Annotated in this window: 14 protein-coding genes; 12 read left to right on the plus strand and 2 right to left on the minus strand. The window is 70.8% G+C overall.

The genetic code is table 11. The features are described 5' to 3' along the window. Nucleotides 1–24: 24 nt before the first annotated feature. The 3 genes from ACFC1I_RS01950 to ACFC1I_RS01960 are packed head-to-tail and all read left to right on the plus strand — an operon-like array spanning nucleotide 25 to nucleotide 2823. Nucleotides 25–585, plus strand: coding sequence for a small multidrug efflux protein (locus tag ACFC1I_RS01950; protein ID WP_376006194.1), 561 nt, complete (start codon nucleotides 25–27; stop codon nucleotides 583–585). Nucleotides 586–641: 56 nt separating this feature from the next. Continuing rightward, entirely contained in the window at nucleotides 642–1943 is a 1302-nt protein-coding gene (locus tag ACFC1I_RS01955) for a M20/M25/M40 family metallo-hydrolase (protein WP_376006195.1), read from the plus strand. A 58-nt stretch (nucleotides 1944–2001) separates the two neighbouring features. Then, nucleotides 2002–2823: an undecaprenyl-diphosphate phosphatase gene (locus tag ACFC1I_RS01960; protein ID WP_376006196.1), complete on the plus strand. Its 822-nt coding sequence runs from the start codon at nucleotides 2002–2004 to the stop codon at nucleotides 2821–2823. Between the two features lie 20 nt (nucleotides 2824–2843). Here the strand turns inward: ACFC1I_RS01960 and ACFC1I_RS01965 are convergent, their stop codons facing one another. Beyond that, on the minus strand, nucleotides 2844–3719 hold the full coding sequence (locus ACFC1I_RS01965; RefSeq protein WP_376006197.1) for a PAC2 family protein: 876 nt from the start codon (nucleotides 3717–3719) through the stop codon (nucleotides 2844–2846). A 92-nt stretch (nucleotides 3720–3811) separates the two neighbouring features. Here ACFC1I_RS01965 and ACFC1I_RS01970 point away from each other — a divergent pair, with 92 nt between their 5' ends. From ACFC1I_RS01970 to lnt, 9 genes are all read left to right on the plus strand, one after another. After that, the gene (locus ACFC1I_RS01970; protein ID WP_376006198.1) at nucleotides 3812–4519 is read left to right on the plus strand and encodes an HAD family hydrolase; all 708 of its coding nucleotides are present in this window, start codon (nucleotides 3812–3814) and stop codon (nucleotides 4517–4519) included. Continuing rightward, nucleotides 4516–5547 carry a tRNA (adenine-N1)-methyltransferase gene (locus ACFC1I_RS01975; protein WP_376006199.1) on the plus strand — a complete coding sequence of 344 codons (1032 nt, stop codon included), beginning with the start codon at nucleotides 4516–4518 and terminating at the stop codon, nucleotides 5545–5547. The genes ACFC1I_RS01970 and ACFC1I_RS01975 overlap by 4 nt, the downstream gene beginning before the upstream one ends. A 9-nt stretch (nucleotides 5548–5556) precedes the next feature. Continuing rightward, complete coding sequence (locus ACFC1I_RS01980) at nucleotides 5557–6522, plus strand: FKBP-type peptidyl-prolyl cis-trans isomerase (RefSeq protein ID WP_376006200.1); 966 nt, start codon at nucleotides 5557–5559, stop codon at nucleotides 6520–6522. 45 nt (nucleotides 6523–6567) lie between these two features. Further along, the gene (locus ACFC1I_RS01985) at nucleotides 6568–7563 is read left to right on the plus strand and encodes a helix-turn-helix transcriptional regulator (RefSeq protein WP_376006201.1); all 996 of its coding nucleotides are present in this window, start codon (nucleotides 6568–6570) and stop codon (nucleotides 7561–7563) included. Continuing rightward, entirely contained in the window at nucleotides 7560–8522 is a 963-nt protein-coding gene (locus tag ACFC1I_RS01990) for a helix-turn-helix transcriptional regulator (RefSeq protein WP_376006202.1), read from the plus strand. Before ACFC1I_RS01985 ends, ACFC1I_RS01990 begins: the two co-directional genes overlap by 4 nt. Nucleotides 8523–8596: 74 nt before the next feature. After that, complete coding sequence (gene tatA, locus ACFC1I_RS01995; protein WP_376006203.1) at nucleotides 8597–8860, plus strand: Sec-independent protein translocase subunit TatA; 264 nt, start codon at nucleotides 8597–8599, stop codon at nucleotides 8858–8860. Between the two features lie 66 nt (nucleotides 8861–8926). Beyond that, nucleotides 8927–9679, plus strand: a complete 753-nt coding sequence (gene tatC, locus ACFC1I_RS02000) for a twin-arginine translocase subunit TatC (protein ID WP_376006758.1) — start codon at nucleotides 8927–8929, stop codon at nucleotides 9677–9679. Then, nucleotides 9676–12174, plus strand: coding sequence for a DEAD/DEAH box helicase (locus tag ACFC1I_RS02005; RefSeq protein ID WP_376006204.1), 2499 nt, complete (start codon nucleotides 9676–9678; stop codon nucleotides 12172–12174). Before tatC ends, ACFC1I_RS02005 begins: the two co-directional genes overlap by 4 nt. A 50-nt stretch (nucleotides 12175–12224) precedes the next feature. Next, nucleotides 12225–13781 carry an apolipoprotein N-acyltransferase gene (gene lnt / locus ACFC1I_RS02010; protein WP_376006205.1) on the plus strand — a complete coding sequence of 519 codons (1557 nt, stop codon included), beginning with the start codon at nucleotides 12225–12227 and terminating at the stop codon, nucleotides 13779–13781. Nucleotides 13782–13805: 24 nt separating this feature from the next. Here the strand turns inward: lnt and ACFC1I_RS02015 are convergent, their stop codons facing one another. Next, nucleotides 13806–14189, minus strand: coding sequence for an RNA polymerase-binding protein RbpA (locus ACFC1I_RS02015; RefSeq protein WP_045302382.1), 384 nt, complete (start codon nucleotides 14187–14189; stop codon nucleotides 13806–13808). Nucleotides 14190–14290: the final 101 nt, after the last annotated feature.

The following is a 14290-nucleotide window of genomic DNA, read 5'->3' on the forward strand; positions in this document are numbered from 1 at the left end:
CGCCCCACACCACAGGAGTATCCCGTGAACCTCATGGAGCAGTTCCAGGCCCTCGTCGCCCAGGTGCCCGAACTCGTCCAGCCCCTCATCGTCGCCCTCGCGGGCGCGGTGCCCTTCATCGAGGGCGAGGGTGCCGCCACCATCGGCATCATCGGCGGCATCAACCCCGTGGTCGCCGCGATCGCCGCGATCGTGGGCAACTTCGTGTGCGTGGCCGTGCTGGTCCTGCTGAGCGCCCGGGCACGGCGCGCCGTCGTCGCACGGAGCAGGGCGCGTCGCCTCGTCAACGCCGACGGCACGATCGCGGCCGAGGACGCCTCGGCGGCCGGCGCCCTCGTCGACCCTCACGAGTCCGACCGCAAGGCCGCGCGACGGGTCAAGTTCCAGCGCTCGTTCGAGCGCTACGGCGTGCCCGGCGTGAGCCTTCTGGGTCCGCTGCTTCTTCCCACCCAGTTCACCGCCACGATGCTCGCCGGTGCGGGCGTCGGCACCGCCCGGATCCTGTTCTGGCAGGGCGTCGCGATCGTGGGCTGGACCACGCTGCTGACGCTGATCATCACGGGTGTGCTGACGGTCGTCCCCTGACCCGCCGCGTGGCCGCCCGCACGGGGCGGCCACGGCGTCGGGGTAGGTTTGTCGGCATGCCTTCTCCCGATCTCGGTCTTCCCGAAGTCGCCTCGATCGCGCGGGATCTCATCCGCTTCGACACGACGAACCACGGCGGCGGCCGCTCGAACGGTGAGCGCGAGGCCGCGGAGTACGTCGGCGCCTATCTCGAGACGCTGGGCCTCGCACCCGAGTTCTACGAGCCGATCCCACGCCGCACCAACGTCATGGCGCGGGTTCCGGGCCGCAACCGCGACAAGCCCGCGCTCGTGCTGCACGGCCACCTCGACGTGGTACCGGCGATCGCCGAGGACTGGAGCGTCGACCCCTTCGAGGGCGTCGTGAAAGACGGCATGCTGTGGGGCCGCGGCGCCGTCGACATGAAGGACATGGACGCCATGATCCTCACATCGGTCGCCGACATCCTGCGTTCCGGCGAGCAGCCCGAGCGGGACCTGGTCCTGGCGTTCTTCGCCGACGAGGAGAACGGCGGCGTCGAGGGCTCGGCGCTCGTGGTCCGCGACCGCCCCGACTGGTTCACCGGCGCCACCGAGGCGATCAGCGAGGTCGGCGGCTACTCGATCCCGATCGGCGACCGCCACGCGTACCTGCTGCAGGTGGGGGAGAAGGCGCTCATCTGGATCCGCCTCGTCGCCCGCGGTCGTGCCGCGCACGGCTCGAAGCTGCACCACGACAACGCGGTGACGCTGCTCGCCGAGGCCGTCGCCGCACTCGGCCGCACCGCGTGGCCCGTCACCCTCACCGACACGTCGCGCGAGATGAGCGAGCGGCTCGCCGAACTCACGGGCGAGGCCCCCGGCGACCCGGATGCCGTCGCAGCCGCCACGGGCGCAGCATCCGGATTCCTCCGCTCGACGCTGCGGACGACCACCAACCCGACCGGTCTCGTGGCCGGGTACAAGCACAATGTGATCCCCGACCGGGCCGAGGCCCTCGTCGACGTGCGGGTGCTCCCGGGCACCGAGGACGCGGCCCTCGCCGACATCCGCCGCATCGTCGGCGACGGCGTGGAGGTCGAGATCGTCCACCAGGACATCGGCCTCGAGGTCCCGTTCTCGGGCGACCTCGTCGACGCGATGGTCGCGGCGCTGGGACGCCACGACCCGGGCGCGCCGGTGGTGCCGTACCTGATGGGCGGCGGCACCGACAACAAGGCGCTCGCCACGCTCGGCATCGCCGGCTACGGCTTCGCGCCGCTGCGCCTGCCCGCCGACCTCGACTTCACCGGCATGTTCCACGGCGTCGACGAGCGCGTGCCGATCGACTCCCTCGTGTTCGGCCAGGCCGTCCTCACGGACCTGCTCCGCACCTACTGAGATCTCGACGGATGCCTCGCCCCCCGGGCATCCGTCATCGCACGGCTGAAAGGCGCCCATGCTTCTCGAAGCGATCATCCTCGGGTTCGTCCAGGGTCTGACCGAGTTCCTGCCCATCTCGTCGAGCGCGCACCTGCGCATCCTCGGTGAGTTCCTGCCGTCGGCGCAGGATCCGGGGGCGGCGTTCACCGCGATCACCCAGATCGGCACCGAGGCGGCCGTGGTGGTCTTCTTCTGGCGTGACATCGTGCGGATCATCGGGCACTGGTTCCGGTCGCTGTTCGGCCGCATCCCGCGCAACGACCCCGACGCGAAGCTCGGCTGGCTGATCATCGTGGGCTCGATCCCGATCGTGGTGCTCGGCCTGCTGTTCCAGGACCAGATCGAGACGGTGCTGCGGTCCCTCTGGATCACCGCGGTCATGCTGATCTTCTTCGGCGTGCTGCTGGGCATCGCCGACCACGTGGGCGCCAAGAAGCGCAAGCTCCAGGACATGACAGTCGGCCACGGCGTGATCTACGGGTTCGCGCAGTCGCTCGCCCTCATCCCCGGGGTGTCGCGCTCGGGCGGCACGATCACCGCCGGCCTGTTCATGGGCTACGAGCGCGCCGCCGCGGCCCGTTACGCGTTCCTGCTCGCCATTCCCGCGGTCTTCGGCAGCGGCTTCTTCCAGCTGGCGAAGAGCCTCGACGAGCCGGGCCTGTTCACGCTGGGCGAGACCGCGGTGGCGACCGGTGTCGCGTTCGTCGTGGCGCTCGGGGTGATCGCGTTCTTCATGAACTGGATCTCCAAGCACAGCTTCCTGCCGTTCGTGGTCTACCGCGTCGCGGTCGGCTCACTCCTGCTGGTGCTGCTGAGCATGGGCGTCATCAACCCCTGACACAGGGGGACGGATGCTGCTCAGCGGCGCGGGTCGTCGCGACCGGGCTTGCTCGGCCCGTCGCCCGGCTTGCCGTCGGTGCGGCGCAGGTACCGTTCGAACTCCTGGGCGATCGCGTCGCCCGAGGCCTCCGGCGAGTCCCACGTGTCGCGCGTGCGCTCGAGCTGGTGGATGTACTCGGTCATCTCCTCGTCGTCGGCCGCGGCCGCGTCGATGGAAGCCTCCCAGGCCGCTGCCTCCGTGGCGAGGTCGCCGCGGGAGACCGCGGCGCCGGTGATGTCCTCGAGCCGGTCGAGGAGCGCCAGCGTCGCCTTGGGCGAGGGGGTGTGACCGGCGACGTAGTGGGGCACGCTCGCCCACAGGCTCGCCGTGGGGATGCCGGCGCGCTCGGCCGCGTCGCCGAGGACGCTGAGGATGCCGACCGGACCCTCGTACGTGCTGCGCTCGAGCTCGAGTGCCGTGCGCAGGTTCTCGTTGTCGCTGCCGGCGAAGACCGAGATCGGCCGCGTGTGCGGCACGTCGGACATCATCGAGCCGATCGCGACGAACCCCGTGATGTCTTCGCGGAGGGCGATGTCGATGAACTCCGACGAGAACGCCTGCCACGCGCGGGCGGGCTCGACGCCGGTGAGCAGCCACAGCTGCGTCCCGCGGGTCGCCTGCGCGGGGCGCAGGAGCGTGGCCTCGGGCCAGCGCAGCGTACGGCGTCCATCGCCGTCCGCTGCGATGTGCGGACGCGTGTACTGGTAGTCGAAGTACAGCTCGGGATCGACCGAGAACACCGTCTCGTACGAGCCGCCGTCGCGCAGCTGGCTGATGGCCGACGACGCGGCTTCACCCGCATCATTCCAGCCATCGAACGCTGCGACGAGAACACGACGACCCAGTCCGTCCACGGGACCCCCTCCACCCGCAGCCGCTGCGGGTTCCTTCCAGGATAGGCCCCTGCCCCCGGGGAGGGCCGGAGACCCCTCGGTAGGATTGCACGGTGAATGCGCCCCGACTCGCCGCCGTCCTGTGGGACATGGACGGCACCCTCGTCGACACCGAGCCCTACTGGATGGCGGCCGAGACACCCCTCATCGAGAGCTTCGGGGGGACGTGGTCGCACGAGCAGGCGCTGAGCCTGGTCGGCCTCGGACTCGAGGACTCCGCCCGCATCCTGCAGGGCACCGGCGTGCGCATGAGCACCGACGCGATCATCGACCACCTCACCGAGGAGGTCATGCGCCAGCTGTCGGTGACCGGCGTGCCGTTCCGGCCCGGCGCGCGCGAGCTGCTGGCGAGCCTGCGCGAGGCCGGCGTCAAGACGGGGCTCGTGACGATGTCGATGCGCCGCATGGCCCAGACGGTCGTCGACCTGATCGACTTCGACGCGTTCGACGTGGTGATCGCTGGCGACGACGCCACCCGGCCGAAGCCGTTCCCCGACCCGTACCTGCAGGCGTGCGAGGTGCTCGGCGTGACGCCCGCCGAGACCGTCGCCATCGAGGACTCGCCCAACGGACTGCGCTCCGCCGTCGCCTCGGGCGCGTCGGTGATCGGCGTCCCGCTCATGGTGTCGCTGACCGGAGCCGGCGCCCACGCGCTCTGGGAGAGCCTCGAAGGCCGCACGGCCGCAGACATCGCAGAATTCCACGCGGCGCACCGCGCCAGCGTCCACGCCCCGCACCCCGCCGAGGAGACCACCCGATGACCGACGACAACCTGGCACCGGAGGGCTCCCGCCCGAGCGGTCCGTTCCGCCTCGGCGACCGCGTGCAGCTCACCGGCCCCAAGGCGCGCCTGCACACGATCACGCTGCGCGAGGGCGGCGAGCTGCACACCCATCACGGCGTGCTCAAGCACGAGCAGCTCGTCGGGCAGCCCGACGGCTCCGTCGTCGCGAACAGCGGCGGCCACGAATACCTGGCGCTGCGCCCGCTCCTGCGCGACTTCGTGATGTCGATGCCGCGCGGTGCGGCGATCGTGTACCCGAAGGACGCCGCCCAGATCCTCGCCGAGGCCGACATCTTCCCCGGCGCCACGGTCGTCGAAGCCGGCGTGGGCTCCGGAGCGCTGTCGCTGTGGCTCCTCCGGGCGATCGGCGCCGAGGGGCGCCTCGTCTCGTTCGAGCGCCGCGACGACTTCGCCGCTGTCGCGCGGGCGAACGTCGAGACCTTCACCGGCCAGGTGCCGGCGAACTGGGACGTCGTCGTGGGAGATCTCGCCACGGAGCTGAACGCCACGGTGGCCGAGGCATCCGTCGATCGTGTCGTGCTCGACATGCTCGCACCCTGGGAGTGCATCGACGCGGTGGCCGAGGCGCTCACGCCCGGCGGCGTCGTGGTCTGCTACGTCGCGACGGCGACCCAGCTCAGCCGCGTCGCGGAGTACATCCGCGGCACCGGTCTGTTCACCGAGCCCGACGCGAACGAGACCATGGTGCGCGGCTGGCACGTCGAGGGCCTCGCGGTGCGTCCCGATCACCGCATGGTCGCGCACACCGGCTTCCTGGTGTGGGCGCGCCGGCTCGCACCCGGTGCCGTGCCGCCCGAGGTCAAGCGCCGCGCGTCGAAGTCGAGCTACGGCGACGAGGACGTGGAGCTGTGGACGCCGGGCGCCGTCGGCGACCGGCAGATCACCGACAAGAACCTCCGCAAGCGGGTCCGCGAGGCCGAGCGCGCCGCCGAGGGCGCGCGCCAGGCGGCCGGACGGTCGGACGTGCCCGGCGAGTCCGCCTAAACTAGCCCGGTGCGCAAGATCCCCGTTGCCCTGGTTGTCCTGGGACTGGTGACCGTCGGACTGGCCGGATGCTCGATGCCCGGCGCATCCGCATCCGACTGCTCCCGGCCCGAGGTGTCGAACCCCGACGTGATGGACCTCATCACCGTCACCGGAGACGTCGAGAACGAGCCGAACGTCGACATGTACACGCCGGTGAAGGCACCGGAGCTGGCCTACGAGGACGTCGTGACCGGTGACGGCACGGCCGTCACGTCCGCCGACCAGGCCCTCGTGCTCGACGTCGCCCTCTTCAGCGGCGCGACCGGCGAGAAGCTCGCCGCGACGCCGTACGACGGAGATCTGTCGCGGGTGGGCTCCCTCACCCAGTTCGCCAACTTCCCGGGGCTCGAGACGGCGCTGCACTGCGCGACCGAGGGCTCCCGCGTCGCCGTCGCGCTGGCGCCGGACGACATCGCCGAGGGCGTCGCCGAGCAGGCCGGGCTCGACGCCGGCGACTCGCTGATCGCGGTCGTCGACCTCCGCAAGGTGTACCTGGCGGCCGCCGACGGCCAGAACCAGTTCAACAGCGGCTTCGGGCTGCCCAGCGTCGTGCGCGCCCCCGACGGGCGCCCTGGCCTCATCATCCCCGACGGCGCGGCGCCCGCCGACCTGACGATCCAGACGCTCAAGAAGGGCGACGGCGAGAAGGTCACCGGCGACCAGCCGGTGCGCGTGCACTACACCGGCGTGGTGTGGGGCGAGAACGAGCCTTTCGACTCGACGTGGGACGGCGCGCCCGCCTCGCTCACGCTCGACGGCGTCGTGCCCGGCTTCGCGAAGGCGCTCGAAGGACAGACCGTCGGCTCGCAGGTCCTCGTCGTCGTGCCGCCCGACCAGGGCTACGGCGACCAGGCGCAGGGCGGCATCCCGGCCGGCTCCACTCTGGTGTTCGTGATCGACATCCTCGGTCTCGACGCGCTGCCCGCGCAGTAGCCGGGGGTTCGACGACCTCGACGCGGGCGGCCATAGGATAGGCGGGTGCCTGCCACTGCCGCTGCGAAGATCCCGCCCGAGGAGCGCCTGGTGAACCTCGTGGTGGCGCTCATCGCGACCGATCAGGGGCTCACGAAAGACACGATCCTCACCTCGGTCGCGGGCTATCGCGAGCAGAGCGAGGCCGGGGCGTCGAAGGACGCGCTCGAGAAGATGTTCGAGCGCGACAAGGAGTCGCTGCGTGGGCTGGGCGTCCCGATCGAGACGATCGGCGACTGGGCCGACCCCGACGATCTCCGCGAGGCGCGCTACCGCGTGCCGAGCGCCGAGTACGAGCTCCCCGAAGACATCGAGTTCACGCCCGCCGAGCTGGCGCTGCTGACCCTCGCCGGCGGGGTGTGGAGCGAGAGCTCCCTGTCGGACGACGCCCGCAGCGGACTGCGCAAGATCCGCGCGCTGGGCGACCTGGTCGACGAGCCGATCATCGGGTTCTCGCCGCGGCTGAGCCTGCGCGATCCCGCGTTCCCGGCGCTGCAGCAGGCGATCGAGTCGAGCCGCGTCGTCACCTTCCCGTACCTCAAGCCGGGGGAGGCCGCCCCGCGCACCCGGCGGGTGCAGCCGCTCGCGCTCGTCGAGTACGAGGGCCGCTGGCACGTGTTCGGCATCGACCTCGACGCGAAGGCCGACCGTACGTTCCTGCTCGCACGCATCGTCGGGCCCGTCGTCGCCACGCGCGCCTCGTTCGACCCGGCGCTGCGCGAGGGAGCGGGCGACCGCGCGCTCGCGGGCCTCGACGAGGTCGCCGCGCGCAACTCGGCGCTGCTCGAGGTGAACCCGGGTACCGAGGCCGCGCTGCGTCTCGCCCGGCGCGCGCAGCCGGCCGAGCAGGGGATCCGCGTGCCGTACGTCGACGCGCACATCTTCGCCGACGAACTCGCCTCGTACGGCCCCGAGGTGCGCGTCGTCGGGCCCGCCGACCTGCGCGACCGCGTCATCGACCGGCTCGCGGCGACCCGCGACCTCCACGGGGGGATCTCATGAGCGCCCGGCGACAGCTCGTCGCGACCGATCGCGCGGCCCTCATGCTGCAGCTCGTCCCGTACCTGATGGGCAAGGGCGAGGTCTCGCTCGAGGAGGCCGCCGACGAGTTCGACGTCGAGCCCGAGCAGATGCGGTCGATGGTCGAGAAGCTGACCGTGATCGGCCTTCCCGGCGACCGCGGCTACTGGCAGATGGCGAACGACCTGTTCGACATCGACTGGGACCTCCTCGACGAGCGCGACGTCATCGTCATCACGAACTCCGTCGGTCTCGAGCGCGCGCCCAAGCTCACGGCGCGCGAGGCCGCAGCGCTCCTCGCGGGTCTTCAGCTGGCGCGGTCGATCCCCGGCGTCGGCGACACGGCGCTCTACGCGGGCCTGCTCGCGAAGCTCGCGCGCGGCGCCTCGGGCATCCCCGCCGAGGTGATCCTCGCCACGGAGCCCGTCGACGCCGTGCGCGACCTCGTGTCCGACGCGCTGCGGCGTGGCGTCGCCGTCTCGTTCACGTACAAGGCGCCGGACGCCGCGCCCACCACGCGCACCGTCGACCCGGTGAAGGTGCACATCGCGAGCGGGCAGTGGTACCTGCAGGGCTGGTGCCACCTCCGCGAGGCGATGCGCACGTTCCACCTCGACCGCGTCAGCGATCTCGAGCTCACCGGCATCCCGAGCACGCACGCGGGCGAGCAGGCGCCGGACTGGTTCGACACCGATGCGGGCGACGTCGTCGCGCGCATCCGCTTCGCAGAGGACGTCGCGCCCCTCGTCGGCGACTACCTCGATCGCGCGACGCTCGAGACCGCCGACGGCGTCACCGTCGCGACGATGCGCGTCGCCGACGAGCTGAGCCTGCGCCGCCTCGCGGCGCGCCGTGGCGGCCTCGTCGAGGTGCTCGAACCCGCCGCCGCACGCCGGGCCGTGGCCGACTGGGCTGAGGCGGGACTCGCACAATACCGGTGAGAGCCGCAGACGGCCGCACCGAGGCATATTAGACTTGGCGGCATCCCCGCTGACGCGAACGACGGAGCACCTCAATGTTCGGAAATCTGAACGGCTGGCACCTGATCATCCTGCTCGTCGTCATTCTTCTGCTGTTCGGCGCGGCGAAGCTGCCCGCCCTCGCCAAGAGCATGGGCCAGTCCGCTCGCGTGTTCAAGGGCGAGATGAAGGCCATGAAGGACGACGACAAGGCCGCCGACGCATCGACCACGACGAACGTCGCGGAGTCGCCCGCCGCCGACACGACGACTCCTGCTACCCCCGGCACCAGCGACGGCACGCGCGATCACAAGTCGTAGCGGATGGTAGCCGCAACCGGCTCCGCGTCCCTCGACGGCCCGGAGCTGCCGAAGCGCGACAAGCGGATGTCGCTGGGCCAGCATCTGCGGGAGCTGCGAAACCGCTTCTTCATCGCCGCCATCGCGCTCATCGTCGGTATGGTGATCGCGTTCATCATCACCGATCCGATCATCCACTGGATCACTGAGCCGATCCGCATCATCGCCGAGGAACGCGGCGACGCGGCGCTGAATTTCGGAACCGTCACGTCGGCGTTCGATCTGCGCATGCGGATCGCGTTCTCCATCGGCCTGTTCCTGTCGGCGCCGATCTGGCTCTGGCAGATCTGGGCATTCATCATGCCCGGACTGACGCGCAAAGAGGTCAAGTACACGGTCGGATTCGTCGCGACCGCGGTGCCGCTGTTCTTCATCGGCTGCTACGTCGGCCTGCTGATCGTGCCGCACGTCATCGAGCTGATGTACGGGTTCACCCCCGACGGCGCGGTGAACTTCTACGCGGCCGCCGAGTACTACGACTTCGTGTTCAAGCTGATGATCGTCATCGGCGTCTCGTTCGTGCTGCCGGTCTTCCTCGTGGCGCTGAACATGGCGGGGATCATCTCGGGCCGGGGCATCCTCAAGGGCTGGCGGGTCGCCGTCATCGTGGCGACGGCATTCGCCGCACTCGCCACGCCGGCCGCCGACGTCGTGAGCATGCTCATGCTGGCGGGCATCCTGATCGTGCTCTTCATCGCGGCCGCCGGAGTGTCGATGCTCTTCGACCGGCGCAAGGCGAAGCGCAGCGTCGACCTGCTCCCGCCGGAGCCTCTTCCGTGAGCGACGCCGCTCCCGCCGACCGCTACGCGCGAGCGAGCGCCTCGGCACGCCTCGACCGGACGCATCCGATCACGGCTGCCTTCGCCGCCTCGCAGCGGTTCACGCTCGACCCGTTTCAGATCGAAGGATGCCGCGCCCTCGAGGAGGGCCGGAGCGTCCTGGTCGCCGCCCCCACCGGAGCGGGCAAGACGATCGTCGGCGAGTTCGCGATCCACCTGGCGATGCGCGAACCCGGCGACAAGGCGTTCTACACGACGCCGATGAAGGCGCTCTCCAACCAGAAGTTCCGCGAGCTCCAGGAGGTCTACGGCGAGGGCGAGGTCGGCCTCCTCACCGGCGACACCAACATCAACGGCAACGCGCGCATCGTGGTCATGACGACCGAGGTGCTGCGAAACATGCTGTACGCCGACTCTCCGGCGCTGCGCGGTCTCCGGTACGTGGTCATGGACGAGGTGCACTACCTCGCCGACCGGTTCCGCGGCGCCGTGTGGGAGGAGGTCATCATCCACCTGGCGCCGAGCGTGCGGCTCATCTCGCTGTCGGCGACGGTGTCGAACGCCGAGGAGTTCGGCGACTGGCTCGACACCGTGCGCGGCGACACCGAGGTGATCGTGTCGGAGACCCGCCCGGTGCCGCTCGAGCAGCATGTGCTGGTGCGCGGCGATCTTCTGCCGCTCTTCGACGACCGCGCCGGCATCGCGACCGCGCAGGTCAACCAGGAGCTCATGCGCATCCGCTCGTTCAAGGGGCAGAACTTCGAGCGCAACCATCGCGTGCAGGCGTCGAACAGTGCGCGCCAGGCCGGGTACGAGGCATCCCGTCGCCGTCCGAACCGGGGCGGGAAGCGCCCGGTGCGGTCCGCGAACGTGCAGCGGATCGAGCGCCTCGATCGCCCCGACGTCGTCGAGCTGCTGTCGCACGCCAACCTGCTGCCCGCGATCTTCTTCATCTTCAGCCGCGCCGGGTGCGACGCCGCCGTGCAGCAGGTGCGCCGCGCCGGCGTGCGGCTGACGTCGCAGGACGAGCGCCGCGAGATCCGCGCCGTGATCGAGGAGCGCACCCGCACCCTCCTCGAGGAGGACCTCGCGGTCCTCGGGTTCTGGGAGTGGCGCGAGAACCTCGAGCGCGGTGTGGCCTCGCACCACGCAGGACTCCTGCCGGCGTTCAAGGAGGTCGTCGAGGAGCTCTTCCAGCGCAAGCTCGTGAAGGTCGTGTTCGCCACAGAGACGCTCGCCCTCGGCATCAACATGCCCGCGCGCACCGTGGTGCTCGAGAAGCTCGAGAAGTTCAACGGCGAAGCGCGCGTCGCCATCACGTCGGGGGAGTACACGCAGCTCACCGGCCGTGCCGGCCGGCGCGGCATCGACGTCGAGGGGCACGCGGTCATCCAGTGGACCGAGGGCCTCGACCCGCAGGCCGTCGCCGCCCTCGCCTCACGACGCACCTACCCGCTCAACTCGAGCTTCCGGCCGACGTACAACATGGCCGTCAACCTCATCGACCAGTTCGGCCGGGCCAAGGCGCGCGAGATCCTCGAATCGTCCTTCGCGCAGTTCCAGGCCGACCGTGCGGTGGTCGGGCTCGCCCGGCAGGTCAAGGAGCAGGAGGAGTCGCTCGCCGGCTACGCCAAGGCGATGACCTGCGACCGCGGCGACTTCGGCGAGTACTCGCGCATCCGGCGGGAGCTCAGCGACGTCGAGAAGCTCAATCGCAAGGACGTGAGCGCAGGGCGCCGCACCCGCGACGAGCGGCAGCGCCAGATCGCGACCCTCCGCAAGCAGATGCAGCGGCACCCGTGCCACGGCTGCCCCGATCGCGAGCACCACGCCCGGTGGGCCGAACGGTACTGGCGGCTCAAGCGGGACGTCGACAAGCTGCGCCGCCAGATCGAGACCCGCACGGGCACCGTCGCGCGCATCTTCGACCGCGTCGTCGACGTGCTCGGCGCGCTCGAGTACGTGTCGATCGAGGGCGACGGCACAACGACGCTGACCCCCGCCGGTCGCACGATGCGCCGCATCTACGGCGAGCGGGACCTCCTCGTCGCAGAGTCGCTGCGCCGCGGCATCTGGAAGGACCTGGATGCCGCGTCCCTCGCCGCGCTCGCCTGCTCGCTCGTGTACGAGCCGCGGCGCGACGACGGCGGCCCGGGGGAGCGGGGGCTGCCGCGCGGGGCGTTCCGCCCGGCGTTCGAGGCGACACTGTCGCTGTGGCAGGAGCTCGACGACCTCGAGCAGGAGCACCGTCTCCCCGGGAGCGAACCGGTCGCGGCGGGCCTGGCGCTGGCCATGCACACGTGGGCGCGCGGCGGCATGCTCGACCGCGTGCTGATCGAGGCCGACATGGCGGCCGGCGACTTCGTGCGCTGGTCGAAGCAGACGATCGACCTGCTCGACCAGCTGTCGATCGTCGCCGATCAGCCGATCGCCTCCACGTCCCGTCAGGCGTTGGATGCTGTGCGCCGAGGCATCGTCGCGTACTCCGGCGTGTAGCGCCGCCGACGCGGCGAAGGATCGCCGTGCTGCTCGCTTAGGCTGATCCCGTGCCCCCTCGCCCGATCCTGCCGCTCTGGGCGGCGGTCCCCGTCGCTGTGCTGGCCGGGGTGCTGTTCGACCTGGCGTTCCCGTCGGTCGCCTGGTGGCCGATGGCCTTCGTCTCCGTGGCGCTGGCACTCGTGACGCTCGTCGGGCGCCGGGCCTGGGGCGCGTTCCTCACGGGACTCGCGTACGGCCTCGCGTTCTATCTCCTGAACGTCGACTTCACCGCCGAGTGGGTCGGGCCGCTTCCGTGGCTCGCGCTGTCGCTCCTCGAGTCGCTGTTCGTCGCGGGCGGCGCGGTGCTCATCTCGCTGGCGTACCGGTGGGTGCCCGTCGTGGTGCCCCGCCGCGGCCGGATCCTCGTCACCTCCGTGCTCGTCGGCGGGCTGTGGACCGCGAAAGAGGCGGTGATCGGCGGCTTCCCCTACGGCGGCTTCCCGTGGGGGCGCGTCGGCACCTCGCAGGTCAACGGGCCGTTCGCCGAGGTGGTGTCGTGGACCGGCACCGCGGGGCTCACGTTCCTGCTCGTCGCGCTCGTCGCGGCGGCGGTGGAGCTCGTGCGGTCGCCACGACGGGCGCGGGAAGGCAGCATCCGTCCGCTCCTCCCGGTCGGAGTGCTCGTCCTCGTGGCCACGGTCCTCATCGTGGTGCCTGCGTGGTCGACGACGCCGGCCGGCACGATGCGCGTCGCGAGTGTGCAGGGCAACGGTCCCGCCGGCTATTTCGACGAGCGTCAGGCGGGCGACATCCTCGCGTCGCAGTACGACGCCACCGAACCGCTGTTCGGTGAGGAGGACGTCGACGTGGTGCTGTGGCCCGAGGGGAGCGTCGACATCGACCCCGACAGCTCGCCCGTCGTCGCGGCCGCCCTCGACCGCGTGGCGAGGCAGGTGGGCGCGCCGCTCGTCGCCAACCGCATCGACAAGCGCGGCGACGAGTACTTCAACATGTCGTTCCTGTGGCGCGAGGGCGCCGGCATCGAGCAGACCTACGACAAGCGCAACCCGGTGCCGTTCGGCGAATACGTGCCCGATCGGGACTTCTACGCGTCGATCGCTCCCGACCTCATCGGCATGATCGGCCGCGACTACACGCCGGGAACGAATCCGCCGGTGTTCGACATCGACGGCACCGTCGCGGGACTCGCGATCTGCTTCGACGTCATCTACGACGCGCTGATCTGGGAGGGCGCGCGCGACGGCGCCGAGATCTATCTCTTCCAGACCAACAACGCCGATTTCCGGGGCACCGACGAGAACCTGCAGCAGCTGGCCGTCGCGCGCCTGCGCGCGATCGAGACCGGGCGCTCCGTCGTCAACCTCTCGACGGTGGGCACGAGTCAGGTGATCGCGCCCGACGGGTCCACCATCGACGGACTCCCGGCTGACGAGCCCGGGCACATGCTGACCGACGTGCCGCTGCGGACGGGCCTCACGCCGGCCGTCCTCGTCGGGCCGTGGGTGAACGCGCTCCTGGCATGGGGGAGCGTCATCGTGCTCGCAGGACTCGGTATCGCCGCGCGACGGCGGTCGCGCGGGCACGCGAAAACGCCGGCCCCGTAGGGCCGGCGTCGCGCGAAGCGCGGGTCAGGCGCTGAGCTTGTCCACCGTCACGGCCTCGCCGGCGCCGCGACGGGCGCGGACGTACGCGAGGCGCTCCTCGAGCAGCTCTTCGAGCTCGGGGATGGTGCGGCGCTCCAGGAGCATGTCCCAGTGGCTGCGGGGGGTCTTGTCGCCGGAGTGGTCGACGGTCGCGGTGCCGTCGCCCACGCGCAGCAGCGCCTCGGCACCGCACGTGCGGCACTCCCAGGCGGGCGGGACCTCGGCGTCGGCCGCGAAGGTCAAAGTCGTGTCACGTCCACACGATGTGCAGGAATAGATGTGCTGTGCACGCTCATGGAACACGACGCCCTCTTCGCTCTGTAGGCTCTGGGCGCCGAGTCGGATGCCGCGCAGGCTGCGGTCTGCCATTTTGTGGTCCTCTCGTCGCTGTACAGGTATAACGAAGTGACCTGTGCGGATCATCCGAAGGGCCCCTGTTCATCGACCTTTCACAGTGGATGCACAGCGGA

The organism is Microbacterium sp. NPDC056044 (genome assembly GCF_042267145.1).
In the GTDB taxonomy this organism is placed as follows: Bacteria; Actinomycetota; Actinomycetes; order Actinomycetales; family Microbacteriaceae; genus Microbacterium.